Below are 20,220 nucleotides of genomic sequence, written 5' to 3' on the forward strand. Positions count from 1 at the left end.
CTGGGTTTATTTGGGAACGTTGGGATAAAATCTATCTACCTCTCGTTGTTGTGCTTCCCTTAAAAGGATAACAGGTGTTTTTTGATCTAGTGCTTCAATACGGTTAAGATATTCATCACAATTAGGGTTACGGGGAGGAGGAGGACTGGTAATGGTGCGTCCTAAACAAGCTCTTTGGGTGCGTTCCCGATGGAAATTTTGGATGATTTTTTCCGGCGTTTGGAAGTAAATTTGACGGTTGTAGTGCATATCTTCACTAAAGCTTGCTGCTCCACAGTTAAACGCACCAGGATAGCATTGTCTAGAAGGAACGGAAAGATTTGGCCCGACGTTAATTTGGGCGTTAGTTTTAGCAGGAGTAAGGAGACTAACCCCTGTACTAATCAGAGTTATCAGAACAAGAGTAGAAGGAATTTTCATGGTTGTTTGCTCCTAGGATCAATATTTTGGTACAACTTTTAAGGATTACATATACATAAGCGGGATATTTATATCCTACCGAATTTATGGGCAAAAAACTGTCATTTTTGTGACTTATTGTCAGTTAATTATCACAAAAATTTAGTGTAACTAATAAGATATTCAATATTACGAGCTACCCAACTTAAAATTTTTTTTATTTTCTAATGCTGTTAGTTAAGCTCAATTTTGGGGAATTATATCTATAAAGTTAATTTGCTCAAAGGAGTTAAGAGTTATGGATGAGGTAGTTCAGAAATTGGCAGGAGTTGGCCTACCTGCTGTTATTCTGTTAATTACAATGGCAACAACGGGGTTAGCAGGTGCTGCTGCAATTACGGCAGCATTAGCTATGTTGGGGCCAGGAGGAATGATAGGAGGAATAGTGTTACTAGGAATTATTGGACTAGCATCCGATGCTTTGACTAAATACGGACTACAAGCTATGCTTACGGGAATTTATCAAGAACGAGCTTCAAAAGGGGAAAAAAATCTATGTAAGGAAATTAATAATTTACCCATTTCTAAAGAACTTAAGTTGGTTTTAAAAGACGCAATTGGCTGTCGATAAAATCAATCATGTTCAGGGTGCATTAACAAAGTTTAATGCACCTTATTTATGACTTGCCTTCTATTAATTAAAAATAATTTCTGTTTTAAATCCCTATTCTAGAGTAAAATAAAAGATAGCATACTATTTTCCCAAAATAATTATGAAAGGAAGTAACTTTGTTATTAATGAAAAAGGCGAAAAAAAAGCCGTTTTAATTGACTTAGAACAATGGGGAGAACTTTGGGAAGACTTTTTTGATATTTTGGTTTCTCGTAGTCGAGAAGATGAATCAGAGATTTCTTGGGATGAATTAAAACAAGAATTAGAAACAGAAAGTAAATTGGATGGTTAATTATAAAATTAAATTTAAAACATCAGCGGCCAAAGAATTTAGAAAATTACCACCTTTGGTTAAGCAACGGGTTAGGGAAAGTCTAGATAATCTACAAAAAAATCCTCGCCCTTCTGGTGTTGTTAAACTGAAAGGTGAAGATCAATTATATCGGGTTCGCGTTAATGATTTAATTTAATAAAAGTGAATCAAAAAATCTTAAACAACCCCCAATAAACTCACCATTAACGCCTTTTGTGCGTGCATTCTATTCTCAGCTTGATCCCAAACTTTTGACTGTTTTCCTTCTATCACCCCATCAGTAATTTCTTCCCCACGATGGGCCGGTAAACAGTGTAAAACAATGGCATCTTTATCAGCATGACTTAACAAATTCTCATTGACTTGATAGGATTCAAAAATAGGAATTCTTGACTCGGCCAAATCCTCTTGTCCCATACTCGCCCAAACATCAGTATAAAGCACCTGTGACCCCTCAACCGCAGCAATAGGATCATCTGTGACAATAATTTCAAACCCTTCTACCGCTAATTGTTTAGCCTTTTCAATAATCATCGGATCAGGTTGATAGGTTTTTGGGGTTGCTACCCGAATTTTCATACCCATTAATGCTCCCCCTAAAATGAGAGAATGGGCCACATTATTACCATCTCCTAAATAAGTTGCCGTGATCCCAGAAACTTGACCAAAAAATTCTTGAATGGTCATAAAATCCGCTAAAATTTGACAAGGATGTTCTAAATCACTTAAGGCATTAATAATCGGAATATTTGCATACTTAGCAAAGGTTTCTAAATCCGATTGTTTAAAAGTTCGTACCGCTAAAATATCTAAATAACGATCTAAAACCCTTGCTGTATCCGTGATCGGTTCCCCTCTTCCCACTTGAGTAACACTAGGATTAAGATCAATTACTTGGCCTCCTAATTGATACATGGCCACGGAAAAAGAAACACGAGTACGGGTAGAAGCTTTATAAAATAAGAGTCCTAAAACCTTTTGACAATGGGGCGATCGCTCTCCACTTTTTAGCTGCGCCCCTAATTCTAGCACTTCAGCCATTTCTGCCGCGCTGAGATCGCCGATCCCTAAAATATCTCTGCCTTTGAGGGTTGTCATGGTTAGTTCAATCCTGATCTATCAAGGCTATTATTATAGCCATCTCCAAGAGGTTTGCTGAGATTTCTAACCGAGACTTCATATTTGCTGAGAAGACCCCTTAAAGGCTAAAATTTCGTTAGCTGCGCGATCGCATACCCCCACATCCCCTAACAAAGTTCGCATCTTTTGATAACCGACAAGAGTTTTTTGACGGCGTTCAGTATTTAATAATAAATCTAAAGACTCTTGCACAATGCGTTCCACCGTCGCTTCTTCCTGTAATAATTCAGGGATAATATTTTCCATGACAATTAAATTTGGGGGCGACATAAAAGGAATAGAAAACTTGAGAATATGCCGCGCAATCCACATTGTCAAGGGGCTTACCAAACATAATACCAATTGAGGAACATTCAACAAAGCTAATTCTAAATTAACTGTTCCCGACTTAGCGATCGCAAAATCTGCCGCGGCCATCGCTTCTATGGCCCGTCCATCCAATAAGGTAATGGATAATTGATGTTGGTTAACCACTGTTTCAACGGTACTGCGATACTCATTTAAGGAAATCGGCAGTAAAAAATGAAGATCCGGCACTTTTTCCTGTAATTTCTGGGCCGCACGACAAATCAAGGGTAAATGGAACTTTAACTCTTGATAACGAGAGGCCGGAAATAAAGCAATCACAGGTTGTTGGGGATCTAATCCCAAAGCTTGACGGGTGGCTTCCCGACTGGGAGCTTTTGCCATACGATCCAACAAAGGATGGCCCACCCATTTCACCTTTACCCCTTTTTCTGCAAAAAATCGGGCCTCTTCCGGGAAAATTGCCAAAAGTAAATCAGTAATTTCCGTAAACTCTTCAATGGTTTTATCATTGGGGGACCAAACCCAAGACTGGGGGGCAATATAATAAATAATTGGCACTTGGGGTAAACTTTTACGGACATATTGACCAAAAGGAACATTCGGCCCCATATAGTCTAAAAGAATGAAAAGATCAGGGGGATTATCCCGTAAATAGGCTTTAACCCGACGCTGCATCAACCAAGTCGGGATAATAAACGGCAAAGATTCTACAATGCCAATCGAACTAATGGCCGCCGTATTTCCCAACAATTTAGCTCCGGCCGCTGCCATGAGATCCCCTCCCAGTGCTAAAATTTCCAAAGGAATTTCTTGACTTTTAGCTTGTCGGTAAAGGGCCTCAACTAACATTGCTCCCTGTAAATCCCCAGAAACTTCCCCAGTGCTGATAAAAATTCGCATAACTTTTTTATTGTTCAGTAATTCTCCTAAACTTTGCCAGGAATGGGCCCCCGTCGTTGTTCTCCTGTCGTTGATAATTGAAGAAATTGACGTAAATATTCAGCGTATTCATTCTCACAAAGACTCTCTAATTGCTCTAAAGCATCTTGAAACGTCAAATCCGAATGATACAACAGACGAAACGCTTTCTTAAGATAGCCCACATCTGTTGTCGTTAACCCGGCCCGTTTTAACCCCACTAAATTCAGCGATCGCACTCTGGAGGGGTTTCCTTCAATGGCCATAAAGGGAGGAGCATCTCGATCAATGCGACTCATTCCCCCTAACATAGCATTGCGGCCGATTCTCACAAACTGATGAATTCCCAAAACACCACCAATAACAGCCCTAGATTCAATATACACATGGCCCGCTAAGGCAACAGCATTAGCAATGATTACATGGTCTTCAATTACACAATTATGAGCTACATGAACATAGGCCATTAACAGGTTATTATTGCCAATTTCCGTGACTTCATTGCCATGGGTAGCACGGTTTATGGTAACAAACTCTCGAATCGTATTACCATCCCCAATTTTGACCCGACTAGGGGCCCCTTTATACTTCAAGTCTTGAGGTTCTAGTCCAATGATGGCACTGGGAAAAATACGATTATTGGCCCCAATTTCCGTGGGGCCTTCAATGACAGCATGGGCCCCAATGGTTGTTTTTGCGCCGATTTTAACCTGATCGCCAATGACAGCGTAGGGGCCCACCTCAACCGTGGGGTGTAATTCTGCATTGGGATGAATCACAGCAGTGGGGTGTATTAGCGTAGTCAACGGGGCATCTCCCTTGGGATAAGTCAGCATTGAATTTAGTTATAGCTTACAGAATAAAGGGGTTGAGCTATGGCAGAAGTCAGAAGTCAGAAGTCAGAAGTCAGACGTAAAACCCTTATGGGTAATAGTTTTAAACCTCATTTTTTGTGACCTCATTTAACTGTACCCTGCTATATCAAAGTAGCTTGCTTTCTCGTCACTATAAATCCTGTGACAAAATGAGTCAATTAGTCTGGTTAATTCCTCCATAGTTACCCAAGGTGAGAATGATTCCTCGGTAGGGACGCACAGCCGTTTGCCCCTGACTGGGTTGTTGAAGATTTAGACGTTTTTTTTCAATAAAAGTGCTAAGGTGAGTCCAGTTTGTAATCCCACTAACATCCAAGCGATCGCTAGTCCCACCACTTCCCCTAAGAATAAATGGGTAACAGACCGCAAGAAACCCCCAATTATCCAGCCTAAAGACAATCCGACGGCCCAACTAAACCCACTCATCAAAATCCAACGATAACTTTGGTCAAATGCTTGTTTAATGACTAACCATTGCCAAAAACCGACCCATAATCCGGTCATTCCTCCTAAAATTATCCCCATAGTTAAGCGTACTGTGATTAAATCGGTACGGGGGGCTACCCAACCAATGGCCCCAAACTGACTGCCGGCCAGCAGTCCCCAAGCAATTAAGGTGGCTAAAATCCATAACCAAGCTTGGGGCAACCAACGACTGAGAATTAAGGCCTGGGATAACCCGATTATTGTACCGCCAATAGTGCCTTGAAGGGTTCCTAAATCGGGGGGTTCTCCAATTTCTAACCAAATTAAACTTAATAAAAAACCGGCCAGGGTTACAACTGTCCACTGAAGCCAATAGAATTGAAGGTTAATTTGAGCAAAAGATGATTTCATATCTAATCTAACTGGTTGAGCTTAGTCAGGAATATTGCTGCCATTAGTTAAGATAACATTTTAAATTAATGTTATAGAATTAAAAGAAAAAGCTTATCAATAAACATCTTCTCAAAAGCTTGACGACGTTTATAAGGAGATTCAGGAGAAAAATAACCCCATAAAGATTCCCAATAAAAAAAAGAAACCCCATCAAACCCTTTTTCTCTTACTATTTTAACCTGTTCTTGTATTTGTTTCATCGTTACGGGACTGTTTAAAGTTCCTGATAAAATACCAACACTAACGGGTATTTTTTGACGAGCAAATTGTACTGTAGGTTTACTTAATTCCCCTTTAAAACCATCAAGATCTTCTCGATAAACTTGTAAGACTAATTCATCAATTAACCCCCGTTTTACCCAAGCTTGCCAATCTTGTAAATAATTCTGATAAGAAAAGTCATGGGAATTAGGAGATAAAGAAATTTTAATACTTGATTTAGCGATTTTTAGACTTTTAACAATATCAGCCATCAAGACAGTTAATTTAGCTGCCCGCCATCTCATCCACTCAGCATTATGGGTATCTTTTGGTGGACTTTTCCCCCCATGTTCTTGTTGATAAAGTTTAATCGTTAAAGGATCATAGCCTAACTCAACAGGCATTCCAAAATGATCATCTAATTGCACTCCATCCACATCATATCCCATGACAACTTCTAACATTAATCCTTTAATAAATTGTTGTACTTCGGGGTGAAGAGGGTTTAACCAAGCCAATTGACTAACTCGTTTATTATGGGCGGTTTTTCGCCAACGTTGCAGAAAATTACCGGATTTTACCGGACTTTTGGCTTCTAATTCATCTTGATAAGGTAAATTTGTCCCCTGCTGACTATAGGTTAACCAATCTGGGTGTTTTTTTGCTAAAAGGGAATTTTCGGGAATCATTAAACCATATTCAAACCAAGGAATAACTTGTAAACCATGGCCATGACTTTCTTTAACCATGACTTTCAATACATCGCTTCCCCCATTGATCCAGCTTAACAAAGGTTCCTGTTCCTGACCAATCATTTGTTGTGCTAAACCACTAGGATAAAAAGTGTAACCTCGATTCCAAACAACAGGATAAACCGTATTAAAATGAAGTTGAGATAACTGTTTAATCGCACGATTAACACTGCCTGGGGTAAATAAAACCGCACTAGCCACATTAGTTAACCAAACCCCTCGTCTTTCCGTTAAACTAGGAGAAGCGGCAACACTGACAGAAGGTTGCAAAAGTGAGCCTGGAACTAACGCCAAAAAAAGTATCAGTAAAGCTAAACCCAGACAAGTAAAGGCATTACGCCAAGGAGAAAATGGTCTTCTCATGGAAAATTCCCCAATAGCCTAACAATCATTATCCTTGATCCTTGATGTCCCTTAACCCACAATAGTTGCCACCTCACAAACTGTTAACCTAATTTCTGCCTAACCCCTATCTCAAGCAGAAAATTTAGATGCTTACAGATTAAAAGTTGCCACTAATAGGCAAACCTTGCTATAATGTTTTTTCCGATAGCAATCAGCATCAATCACCTAGCAAACCTGTTCTGGATAAAGACTGTGGCCAACTCAAAGTCTGCACTCAAACGCATTCAAATCGCCGAACGTAACCGACTCCGTAACAAGTCTTATAAGTCGGCAGTAAGAACCTTAATGAAAAAATATCTCCAAGCGGTTGAAGCCTATTCAGCCGAGCCAAGCACCGATCAGATGACGGTGGTGCAAGAAAGTATGTCAGCAGCTTACAGCAAAATTGACAAAGCCGTCAAATGCAAAGTCTTTCACCGCAACAATGGCGCAAGGAAAAAAGCCCGTTTGGCCAGAGTCCTCAAAGAAGTCGCCGTTGCTTCCTAACAGAAAAGTCTCCCTGTGGCTGGTTCTATCATCAATATTCCCCAATCTGGGACTAAATAGCCAGTCAATGCGTCCTCATTAGCAAGTTAGCAATGAAACCAGCAAGAGGAAGCGGAAGCAGATGCAACTGATTGACACCCACGTTCACATCAATTTTGAGGTTTTTGAGTCAGATCTCGAAGCCATTAAAACTCGATGGCAACAAGCCGATGTTGTCCATCTTGTGCATTCTTGCGTGGAACCTGGGGAATTTAAGGGAATTCAAGCGATCGCTGATCGCCTGGGCAACATTTCCTTTGCCGTTGGGTTACACCCTTTAGATGCCCATAAATGGACAGAAAACACCGCCCAAGAGATCTTGAACTATGGTAGTTCAGATCGGCGAGTTGTGGCCATTGGGGAAATGGGACTAGACTTTTATAAAGCTGACAATCATGATTGGCAACAAGAAGTCTTGAAATCTCAATTAGAAATTGCCCAGCAACTTGATAAACCTGTTATTATTCATTGTCGGGACGCAGCCGCTAAGTTAAGGGAGGTGTTAACATCATTTTGGCAGGATCAAGGGCCAGTAAAAGGCGTTATGCACTGTTGGAGTGGAACCCCAGAAGAAACCCAATGGTTTTTGGATCTAGGGTTTTATATTAGCTTCAGTGGGGTTGTCACCTTCAAAAACGCCCACCAGATACAAGAAAGTGCCAAAATTGTTCCCAGCGATCGCCTATTAGTAGAAACCGACTGTCCCTTTTTGTCCCCTGTTCCCAAGCGAGGGAAACGCAACGAACCGGCCTACGTGCGCCATGTCGCCGAATTTCTCGCCCAATTACGGAATGTACCCTTAGAAACCTTAGCAAAAGAGACTACCAGCAACGCCTGTCAACTATTTCAGTTATCAATTGACCCTTGATAAGTTTCCCTTGAGAATGGCTAAGAGATAAATATGACTAATCTGACCTATAACTATAACCTGCTCCCCGATCTGATTGAAATTCAACACGCCAGTTTTCGCTGGTTTCTCGAAGAAGGACTGATTGAAGAACTCAATAGTTTTTCTCCCATTACCGACTATACCGGAAAATTAGAACTGCATTTTTTAGGGGAAAACTATAAATTAAAACAACCAAAATATGATGTTGATGAAGCCAAACGGAGAGACAGCAGTTATTCGGTGCAGATGTATGTACCGACCCGTTTGATCAATAAAGAAACCGGAGAAATTAAAGAACAAGAAGTCTTTATCGGGGACTTACCCCTAATGACAGACCGGGGAACCTTTATTATTAACGGCGCAGAACGGGTGATTGTCAATCAAATTGTCCGTTCTCCAGGGGTATATTACAAACAAGAAGTTGATAAAAATGGACGGCGTACCTATTCCGCGTCTTTGATCCCCAACCGAGGAGCTTGGTTAAAATTTGAAACCGATAAAAACGGTTTAGTGTGGGTCAGAATTGATAAAACCCGTAAATTGTCCGCCCAAGTCCTCTTAAAAGCCATTGGGTTAAGCGACAATGAAATTTTAGACTCCTTACGTCATCCCGAATTTTATCAACGTACCTTAGATAAAGAAGGAAATCCCAGCGAAGAAGATGCCTTACTAGAGTTATATCGGAAACTGCGGCCGGGGGAACCCCCAACCGTTAGTGGAGGACAACAACTGCTAGAATCTCGGTTTTTTGATAGTAAACGCTATGATTTAGGGCGAGTCGGACGCTATAAACTCAACAAAAAATTGAGGTTAAACGCCCCTGATACCTTTAGAGTGCTGCGCCAAGAAGATATTCTATCAGCCATTGATTATCTGATTAACTTGGAATTTGACACAGGTAATATAGATGACATCGATCATTTAGGGAACCGTCGGGTGCGTTCCGTGGGAGAACTGCTGCAAAACCAGGTCAGAGTAGGGTTAAACCGCCTCGAAAGAATTATTCGGGAACGGATGACCGTTAGTGAGTCTGATAGTTTGACTCCTGCTTCCTTGGTCAACCCTAAACCCTTAGTGGCCGCCATTAAAGAATTCTTTGGGTCATCTCAACTGTCCCAATTTATGGATCAAACGAATCCTTTAGCCGAATTAACCCATAAACGGCGGATTTCCGCCCTAGGGCCAGGAGGACTCACCAGGGAACGGGCCGGCTTTGCTGTGCGAGATATTCACCCCTCTCACCATGGTCGCATCTGTCCGGTAGAAACCCCAGAAGGGCCCAATGCCGGGTTAATTGGTTCCTTGGCAACTTATGCCAGGGTCAATCAATATGGATTTATTGAAACCCCTTACTATCAAGTAGACAACGGACGGGTAAGGAGAGATTTAGACCCAGTTTACCTCACCGCCGACGAAGAAGATGATTTGCGGGTCGCCCCAGGGGATATTAGTACCGATGAAGAAGGTAATATCTTAGGAGAAGGGGTTCCCACTCGGTATCGTCAAGAATTTTCAATTACTGGCCCTGAACAGGTAGATTATGTGGCGGTTTCTCCGGTGCAAATTATCTCCGTCGCTACATCCATGATCCCTTTCTTAGAACATGATGACGCGAACAGGGCCTTAATGGGATCTAATATGCAGAGGCAAGCCGTTCCCTTATTGCGTCCTGAACGGCCTCTAGTGGGAACAGGACTAGAAGCGCAGGCCGCCAGAGATTCTGGGATGGTGATCGTATCAAGAACGGAAGGTATTGTTACCTATGTGGATGCCAGTGAAATTCGGGTCAGGGTCACGGGTCCAGAAAATCACGAGAAAATCGGCATGGAAATCATGTACACCCTGCAAAAATATCAACGGTCTAACCAAGATACCTGTTTAAATCAGCGTCCTCTGGTGTATGTAGGGGAAGATGTGGTACCTGGACAGGTTTTAGCCGATGGTTCGGCCACAGAAGGGGGAGAATTAGCCCTCGGACAGAACATTTTAGTGGCTTATATGCCCTGGGAAGGCTACAACTACGAAGATGCAATTTTAATCAGTGAACGGTTGGTTTATGACGACACATATACCAGTATTCACGTCGAAAAATTTGAAATTGAAGCCCGTCAAACCAAGTTAGGGCCAGAAGAAATTACCCGTGAAATTCCCAATGTGGGGGAAGATGCCTTAAGAAACTTGGATGAACAGGGTATTATCCGTAAAGGGGCTTGGGTAGATGCAGGAGACATCCTAGTAGGGAAAGTAACCCCCAAAGGGGAATCAGACCAACCCCCCGAAGAAAAGCTATTGCGGGCGATCTTTGGGGAAAAAGCGCGGGATGTACGGGATAATTCCTTGCGGGTTCCCAATGGAGAAAAAGGCAGGGTAGTTGATGTGCGGGTGTTTACCAGGGAACAGGGAGATGAATTACCCCCTGGGGCTAATATGGTGGTTCGGGTTTATGTGGCCCAGAAAAGGAAGATCCAAGTCGGGGATAAAATGGCCGGTCGTCATGGGAATAAGGGGATTATTTCCCGAATTTTGCCCATTGAAGATATGCCCTATTTACCTGATGGCCGTCCTGTTGACATTGTGCTTAACCCCTTGGGCGTTCCCTCACGGATGAATGTAGGCCAAGTGTTTGAATGTCTGTTAGGGTGGGCCGGTGAAAACTTAGGGGTCAGGTTTAAGATTACTCCCTTTGATGAAATGTACGGCGAAGAATCATCCCGTAAAACAGTTCATGGTTTATTGGACAGTGCCGCCAAGAAACCCCGTAAAAACTGGATTTATAATCCTGAACATCCAGGGAAAATTCATGTCTTTGACGGAAGAACAGGGGAAAAATTTGATCGGCCCGTTACCGTCGGTCAAGCTTATATGCTGAAACTGGTTCACCTGGTCGATGATAAGATTCACGCAAGATCTACCGGCCCTTATTCCTTGGTGACACAACAACCTTTAGGGGGTAAAGCACAACAAGGAGGACAAAGGTTTGGAGAAATGGAAGTATGGGCCCTGGAAGCTTATGGGGCGGCCTATATCCTGCAAGAACTGTTAACGGTTAAATCCGACGATATGCAAGGACGGAATGAAGCCCTGAATGCGATCGTCAAAGGAAAACCCATTCCTCGTCCTGGTACCCCTGAATCCTTTAAAGTGTTAATGCGAGAATTACAATCTTTGGGGTTAGATATTGCCGTTCATAAGGTAGAAACCGCAGAAGATGGCACCAGTCGAGATGTAGAAGTCGATTTGATGGTAGATACCCAACGCAGGGCCCCTAACCGTCCTACCTATGAATCTTTGTCTACTGAAGACCTGGAAGAAGAGGAAGTTTAAATCAGTCCACAGTAGGGGTCAACGGCCGTTGACCCCTATCGGCAATGTAAGGGCAGGTTTATCTGAAAATATTTGTTAAAATCATGGGATTTTGGGCAAAACCTACCCCTACCAACCATCACCTATCAACTATCAACTGACAACTGACAACTGACAACTGACATGACATTCTATAACCACATTGTTGACAAGGGTCGTTTAAAAAAATTAATTGCCTGGTCTTACCGTCATTATGGGTCGGCCCGGAGTTCTCAAATGGCGGATAATTTAAAAGATTTGGGGTTCCGCTTTGCGACAAGAGCAGGGGTTTCAATTAGTATTGATGATCTGACTATCCCACCAACTAAGCGGGGACTGCTTGAGAGTGCAGAACAAGAAATTAATATCACAGAAGCTCGATATGCCAGAGGAGAAATTACCGAAGTAGAGCGTTTCCAAAAGGTAATTGATACCTGGAATAGTACCTCAGAAGAATTGAAAGATGAGGTGATTCGTAATTTCCGAGAAACTGACCCCCTCAACTCAGTTTATATGATGGCTTTTTCTGGGGCGCGGGGAAATATGAGCCAAGTCCGTCAGTTAGTGGGAATGCGGGGCTTAATGGCTGATCCCCAAGGGCAGATTATTGACCAACCGATTAAAACTAACTTCCGAGAAGGGTTAACCGTAACAGAATATGTCATTTCTTCCTATGGGGCCCGGAAAGGTTTAGTAGACACAGCTTTGCGGACGGCAGACTCTGGCTATCTAACACGACGTTTGGTAGATGTGTCCCAAGATGTAATTGTGCGGGAAATTGACTGCGGTACCAGTCGCAGCCTCACGGTGACGGCGATGAAAGATGGCGATCGCGTAAAAATTCCTTTGGTGGATCGCTTACTCGGCAGGGTACTGGGGGAAGATGTGGTGGTAGATGGTAAAGTTTTAGCCAAGCGTAATCAAGCCATTGATTCTGACTTAGCAACTGAGATCGCCTCCCACGTGGAATCGGTGGTAGTGCGATCACCCCTAACCTGTGAAGCGGCCCGTTCCGTCTGTCAACAATGCTATGGTTGGAGTCTGGCCGTAGGTCGGCCCGTGGATCTTGGGGAAGCGGTAGGAATTATTGCGGCTCAGTCCATTGGAGAACCAGGGACACAATTAACCATGCGAACTTTCCACACAGGTGGGGTGTTTACGGGAGAAGTGGCCGAGCAAGTCAAGGCAACGGATGTGGGAGCAGTGAAGTGGGGTAAAGGACTAACTACCCGCAAGGTTCGGACTCGCCATGGGGAAGATGCCTTTCAGGTAGAAACGGCCGGAGAATTAACTTGGACACCAGCGGCCAGTGGTAAAAAAACGACTTATTCTGTAACGCCGGGGTCTTTGTTGTTCATCAATGATGGGGACAAGGTTGAAAAAGATCAGTTGCTGGCAGAGGTGACTTCGGCTAAGACGACGCGCTCAACAGAACGGGCCACAAAGGATGTGTCAACAGATTTGGCAGGGGAAGTATTCTTTGCCAATTTAGTCGCCGAAGAAAAAACCGATCGCCAGGGGAACACGACTTATATTGCTCAACGGGGTGGTTTAGTTTGGGTCTTGTCAGGAGATGTCTATAATTTGCCCCCAGGAGCAGAACCCGTTGTGAAGAATGGGGATGAGGTAATAAGAGGAACGGTGTTAGCAGAAACGAAGCTGACATCGGTAAATGGTGGGGTGGTTCGTCATCAAACCAATAGCCGTGAGATTGATATTATTACCGCTTCGGTATTGTTGGATCAGGCTGAAGTACGCAAGGAAAGTACGGGAGGGCATGAACAGTATGTGATTTATACGACGGATGACCAACGCTTTTTGTTAAAGGCTACCCCAGAGACGAAGGTGACGAATCATGCAATCATTGCTGAGTTGGTCGATGATCGTTATCAGACTTCCACCGGGGGCTTATTGCGCTATGCAGGAATTGAGGTAGCCAAAGGCAGCCGAAAAGCCGGCTATGAAGTGGTTCAAGGGGGTACATTATTATGGATTCCTGAAGAAACCCATGAAGTCAATAAGGATATTTCTTTGTTGGTGGTTGAGGATGGCCAGTATGTCGAGGCAGGAACCGAGGTGGTTAAGGATATCTTCTGTCAGTCCTCTGGGGTGGTAGAGGTGATTCAAAAGAATGATATTCTCCGGGAAATTGTGATTAAACCTGGGGAGTTTCATTTAGACGTTGATCCCGACGAGGTGAAGTTTAAAAATGAGGAGTTGATTCAACCAGGGACAGAGGTACTTCCGGGTATGGTGATCACGGATCTGCGTCAAGCGGAATGGATCGAAAGTACGGAAGGTTTGGGGTTGTTGTTGCGGCCCGTGGAAGAATATCCCGTATCTGATGAACCGGCCGCGCCGTCTCAAGGGTCGATTAATGAAGAAGAGGGCCGGCGGATTGAGTTGCGATCAGTGCAACGACTCTTTTATAAAGATGGGGAACGGGTGAAGTCAGTAGATGGCATCCATTTGTTAAGTACCCAATTGGTTCTGGAAATTGTGGTCGGGGCCAATAACCAGGGGTCGGGAACTGAGTCAACAACGGTAAATCTTTCCGCTGATATTGAATTAAAAAATGATGATGAGGCAGATTGTCAACGATTACAGTTGGTGATTTTAGAGTCTTTGATTTTGCGTCGGGATCTTGATACCGATCCCCATGGTGGTCTAATTAAAACAACTGTTTTGGTCACAGATGGTCAACAAATTGCCCCAGGGGAGGTAGTGGCAAAAACGGAAATCCAATGTAAGGAACATGGGGAAGTTCGGGGGATTAAAAGCGGCCAAGAGGCGATCCGTCGGGTTTTGGTCGTGCGGGACGAAGATGTCACCACCCTGACGATTCCTCAAAAACCAACGGTGGCTAAAAATGAGTTGATTGTGGCAGCAACGGAGTTGGCCCCTGGGGTAATTGCCCCTGAGTCGGGACGGGTGGTGGCGATTCAATCCACTGATTCGGGTTATAACATTAAATTGCGTTTAGCCCGTCCTTATCGGGTTTCTGCTGGAGCAATTTTACATATTGATGATGGGGACTTGGTGCAACGGGGTGATAATCTCGTTTTATTGGTGTATGAACGTTCTAAAACAGGGGACATCATTCAAGGTTTACCCAGAATTGAGGAACTTTTAGAAGCCCGTAAACCGAAAGAAGCTTGTGTGTTGGCCCGCAAACCAGGGGTTTGTCAGGTGGAATATCTAGAGGATGAAAGTGTTGATGTGAAGGTCATTGAAGATGATGGCACCATCAGCGAATATCCTATCTTACCGAACCAAAATGTCATGGTATCTGATAATCAACGGGTTGATGTGGGCGATCCCTTAACGGATGGACCTGCAAATCCCCATGAGATGTTAGAGGTCTTCTTTGGCTATTATGTGGAGAAGAAAGGGGTTTATGACGCGGCACTGGTTGGTTTACAGGCAGCCCAAAAATTCTTGGTGGATCAGGTACAGACGGTTTATCAGTCTCAAGGGATTGATATTTCTGATAAACATATTGAGGTGATTGTCCGTCAGATGACCGCGAAAGTACGGGTAGATGATGGGGGTGATACCACTATGTTACCTGGGGAATTGGTGGAGTTACGTCAAATTGAACAGGTTAATGAAGCCATGGCCATTACAGGGGGTGCGCCGGCCCGCTACACTCCAGTATTATTGGGGATTACAAAAGCCTCTTTAAATACGGACAGCTTTATTAGTGCAGCTTCTTTCCAAGAAACAACTCGTGTCTTAACGGAAGCTGCCATTGAAGGAAAGTCTGATTGGTTACGAGGACTAAAGGAAAATGTGATTATTGGTCGCTTAATTCCTGCGGGTACTGGCTATAATATTCATGAAGAAATGGCCATGGGAGGGGTTGACAATACTATTGAAGAAGTCCCTAAAAATCGCTATGAACGGGAGAATAATCATGACCAACCTCGCCCCACTAGGCTATTAGGGTCGAATTTAGACGAGGTGGATGAGAATATGATCTTAGATGATAATATTGCTCGCGCCTACACTGAAGCAGATTCTCCTTGGAGTTTAGAGTCTGATGATGATCTTGATGATGATTTTGATGACGATTAAAAACCGATAATTAAGGCGGGATGAACCCGCCTTTTTTTGCCGAAAAATTAGCATTTTTTTTCTTAACCCTTCCTTTGAGTAAACAACGTCTCGACACCCTATTAGTTGAACGCAACCTTTGTTCCTCCCGTCAACAGGCCCAAGGACTGATTCGGGCCGGAGAAGTCAGGGTTAATCAACGAATTATTGACAAACCTGGCACCGAAGTCGATACCTCTGCTGACATTCAACTTCAAGCAAAACCCCCTTATGTCTCTCGTGGGGGACAAAAGCTCGAAAAAGCCCTAAAAGTATTTAACGTGGCTGTAGAAGGGAGAATTTGTCTGGATGGGGGGATTTCAACAGGGGGGTTCACTGATTGTTTATTGAAGGCGGGGGCCAAACAAGTTTATGGCATTGATGTGGGTTATGGACAAGTGGCTTGGTCTTTGCGTCAAGATCAGCGAGTGATCTTAAAAGAACGGACGAATTTTCGCTATCTCACCCCTGAGCTATTATATCAAGACGACACTAGGGCAGATTTAGGGGTGATGGATGTTTCATTCATTTCTTTAACTAAAGTCTTAGAACCCTTGTGGCATCTTTTGGCACAACCAAAGGAAGTTATCTTATTGGTGAAACCCCAATTTGAAGTCGGGCGATCGCGGGTGGGTAAAAAAGGTGTGGTTCGAGATCCGAAAGATCATGCTCAGGCGATCAGCCAAGTTTTACAAACTGCTTATGATCTGGGTTGGTATTATTGTGGTTTAGTTAAGTCTCCCATCACTGGACCGGCGGGAAATATCGAATATTTACTATGGTTACGGAGCGATCACGGAACACAAGAATATCAATTAGAGATGATTGAGCAAGTTACTCAAGGAAAAAGTAGTGAAATCTTTTCGGATTTTACTTAAGTTAAATCTCTGATCGCCACAATTTTTGCTGACTGTATATCTTTTTAGCTAAGTTAACTCAAGTTCCCTATATCGGCAGATCTTCGGCTTTAATTACGTTGATGATTAGTCGCTATCTACTGGGTGGATTTTATTATCTTCTCAGTATTTTTTGGGTTAAATACATTTAATTACTTAAGTATTTATTTGATTATAAAAATGAGTTTTTTGAAATTTTTTTTATTTATGTTTTAGGTGAAACCTCGCTTATCGTTTGTAATTTTATCATCCTAGAATTGAATTATAATCAATGCTTTTGTAAGCACTATTGCCTCTAGCTGAAAAGCTAAAAAATTATATAAATATTGAAATTTGCTAAGTTAGCGAGACGGAAACCACTATGGATAACCTATTTAATATCGTCAATAATTCAACAACCAATAGTACCATACCTTCATCAACAACGACTTCAAATAATCCTCCCTTTGAAGCAGTTTTATCAGGTTATGAATGGTCAGTTCCTACCAATCGGGTGATTACCTTTAGTTTTTATGAAAATGATGTTTTTAATGGTTCATATTACGGCTTTGAAACTGGAGTAAAAGAAGTTAGTAATGCCGTTAAAAATAATGTTCGCGCTATCTTTGGTTGGCTAGAGAATGTCATTGATATTGATTTCCAAGAGGTCACAGAAATCAATACAAGCACAATTGGTCAAATCCGTTTTATGGATTCTAATACTCCTTCTTATGCCTATGCTTACTCCCCTGGGGGTTCAGGGTTAGGTACCGCAGGTGATGTTCATTTAAAAAGTAGTTATGATCGTTTAGGTGATACCAATGGCTTTCAAAATATAGCTGGAAAGCATGGTTATCTGTCTATTATTCATGAACTTGGTCATGCTTTAGGATTACAACATACCCATGATGGAGGCTTAGATGCAGCTTTAGATAATACTGATAACTCAGTAATGACCTACAATTTTACAGGGAATTCTGCGGGAACTTATATGCCCCTTGATATTAAAGCATTGCAGGATTTATATGGGGCTAAAGCTTATAATACTGGGGACAATACCTATGTTTTTACAACTAGCATTGATAAGTTTACTGTTAACGGTGTTTCACTGCTCAATACCACTAATTTAACCAAACAAGCACTTTGGGATTCAGGGGGAATTGATACCCTAGATTTTTCAGGTTTAACCTATAAAAGTGGCGGCTATCAGATGGATCTAAAGCCTGGCGGTTTATTGAGTGAAACCTTTAGTACAACCACCAGTTATACGACAGCGATCGCCTATGATGTGACGATAGAAAATGTCATCAATTCTAGCAGTAATGATAAAATTTATCTCAATAGTGGCGCGAATACTATTAGTGGATATCTGACTAATAAAGGGACAGGTAGTGATGTTATTTATGATGGTAACAGTCAAGATACACTGAAACTAGATTATGCAAGTGCTGCTGTTACTAAAACCCAAAGTGGTCAAGATCTGATTTTAGGGTTAGGGGGTAATGGCTCAATTAAGCTAGTTAATTATTATAGCGATCCTAGCAATCAAATCAAGATTCTCTATAGTGATAGTACAACGACGACGACGACTACCCCTCTCGTTATTACCAATACAGAGCTTTCCTTAGTCATCAACGGAACCACCGAAACAGGTTCTTTGCAATCCTATGGTGCTGCTTCTATCAACAATGGAAACAGTATGCCTCAAGATACAACCCAAGCTATTGTTACCTATTCTAGTGACAAAAGTGAGGTACAAATTGACAACAATGGATGGAAACAGTTTAGCCTTGGCAACTACAATATTACCGCTAATACCGTCTTAACTTTTGACTTCCGCAGCACGAAAGAAGGAGAAATTCAAGGGATTGGTTTTGATAATAATGATGATGTTTTTGATAATACGAATACTCTCTTTCAACTCAACGGCATTCAAACCTGGGGAAATCAAGCCTTTAATAATTACACGGCGGCTGATGGTTGGAAAACCTATACAATCAAAGTAGGAGACTATTTTACGGGAAACTATGATCGTTTAGCTTTCATGAATGATGATGATAGAAGCACTCCCAATGCCTCCAGTCAATTTGGTAACATTAACATCTATGAAGCTAATAACACCAATACCAATAGTGTAAACATAACTGTTAACGGAACCACCGAAACAGGTTCTTTGCAATCCTATGGTGCTGCTTCTATCAACAATGGAAACAGTGCGCCTCAAGATACAACCCAAGCAATTGTTACCTATTCTAGCAACATTCATGAGGTGCAAATTGACAATAATGGATGGAAAAAGTTTGACATTGGCAACTACAATATTACAGCCAATACCGTCTTAACCTTTGAGTTCCGCAGCACGAAAGAAGGGGAAATTCAAGGGATTGGTTTTGATAATAACGATGATGTTTTTGATAATACTAATACCCTTTTTCAACTCCACGGCATTCAAACCTGGGGAAATCAAGCCTTTAATAATTACACGGCTGCTGATGGTTGGAAAAGTTATAGTATCAAGGTAGGAGACTATTTTACGGGAAACTATGATAGTTTAGCTTTCATGAATGATGATGATAGAAGCACTCCTAATGCCTCCAGTCAATTCCGTAACATTAATATCTACGATGCTAATACCACTAATACCACTAATACCACTAATACCGATAGTGTAAACATAACTGTTAACGGAAACACCCAAACAGATTCTTTGCAATCCTATGGTGCTGCTTCTATCTTAAATGGGACAAGTCTGCCTCAAGATACAACCCAAGCAATTGTTACCTATTCTAGCGATAAAAGTGAGGTGCAAATTGACAATAATGGATGGAAAAAGTTTGACATTGGTAACTACAATATTACAGCCAATACCGTCTTAACCTTTGAGTTCCGCAGCACGAAAGAAGGGGAAATTCAAGGGATTGGTTTTGACAATAACGATGATGTTTTTGATAATACTAATACCCTCTTTCAACTCCACGGCATTCAAACCTGGGGAAATCAAGCCTTTAATAATTACACGGCTGCTGATGGTTGGAAAAGTTATAGTATCAAGGTAGGAGACTATTTTACGGGAAACTATGATAGTTTAGCTTTCATGAATGATGATGATAGAAGCACTCCTAATGCCTCCAGTCAATTCCGTAACATTAACATTCAGGAGACAACCAGCAATACTGTTCCTGCAAACAGTCTTCCTAGCAATACTAATATTTTTAGTAAACCAAGCGGTCAAAACATTATCTCCCAAGTTCTCTCTAATACAGGCATTGATTTAACGGGAGTAAAAAAAGACCAACAATTAGTAGGACAACAAGTAATGGTCAAGCATGAAATGGGAACTAAAGGAGAAGATACATTCATTTTGGGAGATGAACTCCAATCCTACTATGATCAGGCTGGATATAAAGACTTTGCAATGATTAAAGGATTTAATACCCAACAAGGGGATACAATCCAACTTCATGGCGATCAGAGTTTATATGATGTGGTTTCCTTCGGAAAAGGTGATTATCAAGCTAGTGCTATCTTCTCTAAAGCTGGTAATACCGATGACTTGATTGGCATTGTTTCCGGGGTCAATTCTCTAGATTTGAATAGTTCAGCCTTTAATTTCGTTTAAAGGAGGCAATA

The 20,220-nt window shown here is 42.1% G+C and carries 15 protein-coding genes; 9 read left to right on the top strand and 6 right to left on the bottom strand.

Annotated elements, in window-relative coordinates; translation table 11 throughout:
* Positions 1 to 6: 6 nt before the first annotated feature.
* Entirely contained in the window at positions 7 to 420 is a 414-nt protein-coding gene (locus tag VB715_RS02240; RefSeq protein WP_323290781.1) for a hypothetical protein, read from the bottom strand.
* A gap of 277 nt (positions 421 to 697) precedes the next feature.
* On the opposite strand from VB715_RS02240, the gene VB715_RS02245 reads away from it, so the two are divergent.
* The 3 genes from VB715_RS02245 to VB715_RS02255 all read left to right on the top strand — a co-directional run bounded on the left by VB715_RS02245 (position 698) and on the right by VB715_RS02255 (position 1,542).
* The gene (locus tag VB715_RS02245) at positions 698 to 1,030 is read left to right on the top strand and encodes a hypothetical protein (RefSeq protein WP_323299562.1); all 333 of its coding nucleotides are present in this window, start codon (positions 698 to 700) and stop codon (positions 1,028 to 1,030) included.
* A 142-nt stretch (positions 1,031 to 1,172) separates the two neighbouring features.
* Positions 1,173 to 1,364 (top strand): hypothetical protein, encoded by a 192-nt coding sequence (locus VB715_RS02250; protein ID WP_323299563.1) that lies wholly within the window; start codon positions 1,173 to 1,175, stop codon positions 1,362 to 1,364.
* Positions 1,357 to 1,542: a type II toxin-antitoxin system RelE/ParE family toxin gene (locus VB715_RS02255; protein ID WP_323299564.1), complete on the top strand. Its 186-nt coding sequence runs from the start codon at positions 1,357 to 1,359 to the stop codon at positions 1,540 to 1,542. The genes VB715_RS02250 and VB715_RS02255 overlap by 8 nt, the downstream gene beginning before the upstream one ends.
* 20 nt (positions 1,543 to 1,562) lie before the next feature.
* On the opposite strand, the gene argF is transcribed toward VB715_RS02255, so the two are convergent.
* From argF to VB715_RS02280, 5 genes are all read right to left on the bottom strand, one after another.
* Entirely contained in the window at positions 1,563 to 2,483 is a 921-nt protein-coding gene (gene argF / locus VB715_RS02260) for an ornithine carbamoyltransferase (RefSeq protein ID WP_323299565.1), read from the bottom strand.
* A gap of 78 nt (positions 2,484 to 2,561) precedes the next feature.
* Positions 2,562 to 3,734: a lipid-A-disaccharide synthase gene (gene lpxB / locus VB715_RS02265; protein WP_323299566.1), complete on the bottom strand. Its 1,173-nt coding sequence runs from the start codon at positions 3,732 to 3,734 to the stop codon at positions 2,562 to 2,564.
* A gap of 26 nt (positions 3,735 to 3,760) precedes the next feature.
* The gene (gene lpxA / locus VB715_RS02270; RefSeq protein ID WP_323299567.1) at positions 3,761 to 4,588 is read right to left on the bottom strand and encodes an acyl-ACP--UDP-N-acetylglucosamine O-acyltransferase; all 828 of its coding nucleotides are present in this window, start codon (positions 4,586 to 4,588) and stop codon (positions 3,761 to 3,763) included.
* 291 nt (positions 4,589 to 4,879) lie between these two features.
* Positions 4,880 to 5,464, bottom strand: coding sequence for a hypothetical protein (locus tag VB715_RS02275; protein WP_323299568.1), 585 nt, complete (start codon positions 5,462 to 5,464; stop codon positions 4,880 to 4,882).
* 71 nt (positions 5,465 to 5,535) lie between these two features.
* Entirely contained in the window at positions 5,536 to 6,822 is a 1,287-nt protein-coding gene (locus VB715_RS02280; RefSeq protein WP_323299569.1) for a glycoside hydrolase family 10 protein, read from the bottom strand.
* Positions 6,823 to 7,056: 234 nt separating this feature from the next.
* On the opposite strand from VB715_RS02280, the gene rpsT reads away from it, so the two are divergent.
* From rpsT to VB715_RS02310, 6 genes are all read left to right on the top strand, one after another.
* Positions 7,057 to 7,350: a 30S ribosomal protein S20 gene (rpsT, locus tag VB715_RS02285; RefSeq protein WP_323299570.1), complete on the top strand. Its 294-nt coding sequence runs from the start codon at positions 7,057 to 7,059 to the stop codon at positions 7,348 to 7,350.
* A 121-nt stretch (positions 7,351 to 7,471) separates the two neighbouring features.
* Positions 7,472 to 8,257, top strand: coding sequence for a TatD family hydrolase (locus VB715_RS02290; protein WP_323299571.1), 786 nt, complete (start codon positions 7,472 to 7,474; stop codon positions 8,255 to 8,257).
* A 33-nt stretch (positions 8,258 to 8,290) separates the two neighbouring features.
* Positions 8,291 to 11,602 carry a DNA-directed RNA polymerase subunit beta gene (rpoB, locus tag VB715_RS02295; RefSeq protein ID WP_323299572.1) on the top strand — a complete coding sequence of 1,104 codons (3,312 nt, stop codon included), beginning with the start codon at positions 8,291 to 8,293 and terminating at the stop codon, positions 11,600 to 11,602.
* A gap of 162 nt (positions 11,603 to 11,764) precedes the next feature.
* Complete coding sequence (locus tag VB715_RS02300; protein ID WP_323299573.1) at positions 11,765 to 15,697, top strand: DNA-directed RNA polymerase subunit beta'; 3,933 nt, start codon at positions 11,765 to 11,767, stop codon at positions 15,695 to 15,697.
* Between the two features lie 74 nt (positions 15,698 to 15,771).
* Entirely contained in the window at positions 15,772 to 16,593 is an 822-nt protein-coding gene (locus tag VB715_RS02305; RefSeq protein ID WP_323299734.1) for a TlyA family RNA methyltransferase, read from the top strand.
* A 379-nt stretch (positions 16,594 to 16,972) separates the two neighbouring features.
* Complete coding sequence (locus tag VB715_RS02310) at positions 16,973 to 20,209, top strand: M10 family metallopeptidase (RefSeq protein ID WP_323299574.1); 3,237 nt, start codon at positions 16,973 to 16,975, stop codon at positions 20,207 to 20,209.
* Positions 20,210 to 20,220 lie beyond the last annotated feature (11 nt).

It is taken from the genome of Crocosphaera sp. UHCC 0190 (genome assembly GCF_034932065.1).
In the GTDB taxonomy this organism is placed as follows: Bacteria; Cyanobacteriota; Cyanobacteriia; order Cyanobacteriales; family Microcystaceae; genus UHCC-0190.

Coding starts and splice junctions, on each gene's coding strand:
- VB715_RS02310 (WP_323299574.1), top strand. CDS start 16,973: ATGGATAACCTATTTAATATCGTCAATAATTCAACAACCAATAGTACC.
- argF (WP_323299565.1), bottom strand. CDS start 2,483: ATGACAACCCTCAAAGGCAGAGATATTTTAGGGATCGGCGATCTCAGC.
- lpxB (WP_323299566.1), bottom strand. CDS start 3,734: ATGCGAATTTTTATCAGCACTGGGGAAGTTTCTGGGGATTTACAGGGA.
- VB715_RS02280 (WP_323299569.1), bottom strand. CDS start 6,822: ATGAGAAGACCATTTTCTCCTTGGCGTAATGCCTTTACTTGTCTGGGT.
- VB715_RS02245 (WP_323299562.1), top strand. CDS start 698: ATGGATGAGGTAGTTCAGAAATTGGCAGGAGTTGGCCTACCTGCTGTT.
- VB715_RS02255 (WP_323299564.1), top strand. CDS start 1,357: ATGGTTAATTATAAAATTAAATTTAAAACATCAGCGGCCAAAGAATTT.
- VB715_RS02240 (WP_323290781.1), bottom strand. CDS start 420: ATGAAAATTCCTTCTACTCTTGTTCTGATAACTCTGATTAGTACAGGG.
- VB715_RS02300 (WP_323299573.1), top strand. CDS start 11,765: ATGACATTCTATAACCACATTGTTGACAAGGGTCGTTTAAAAAAATTA.
- VB715_RS02290 (WP_323299571.1), top strand. CDS start 7,472: ATGCAACTGATTGACACCCACGTTCACATCAATTTTGAGGTTTTTGAG.
- rpoB (WP_323299572.1), top strand. CDS start 8,291: ATGACTAATCTGACCTATAACTATAACCTGCTCCCCGATCTGATTGAA.
- VB715_RS02275 (WP_323299568.1), bottom strand. CDS start 5,464: ATGAAATCATCTTTTGCTCAAATTAACCTTCAATTCTATTGGCTTCAG.
- lpxA (WP_323299567.1), bottom strand. CDS start 4,588: ATGCTGACTTATCCCAAGGGAGATGCCCCGTTGACTACGCTAATACAC.
- VB715_RS02250 (WP_323299563.1), top strand. CDS start 1,173: ATGAAAGGAAGTAACTTTGTTATTAATGAAAAAGGCGAAAAAAAAGCC.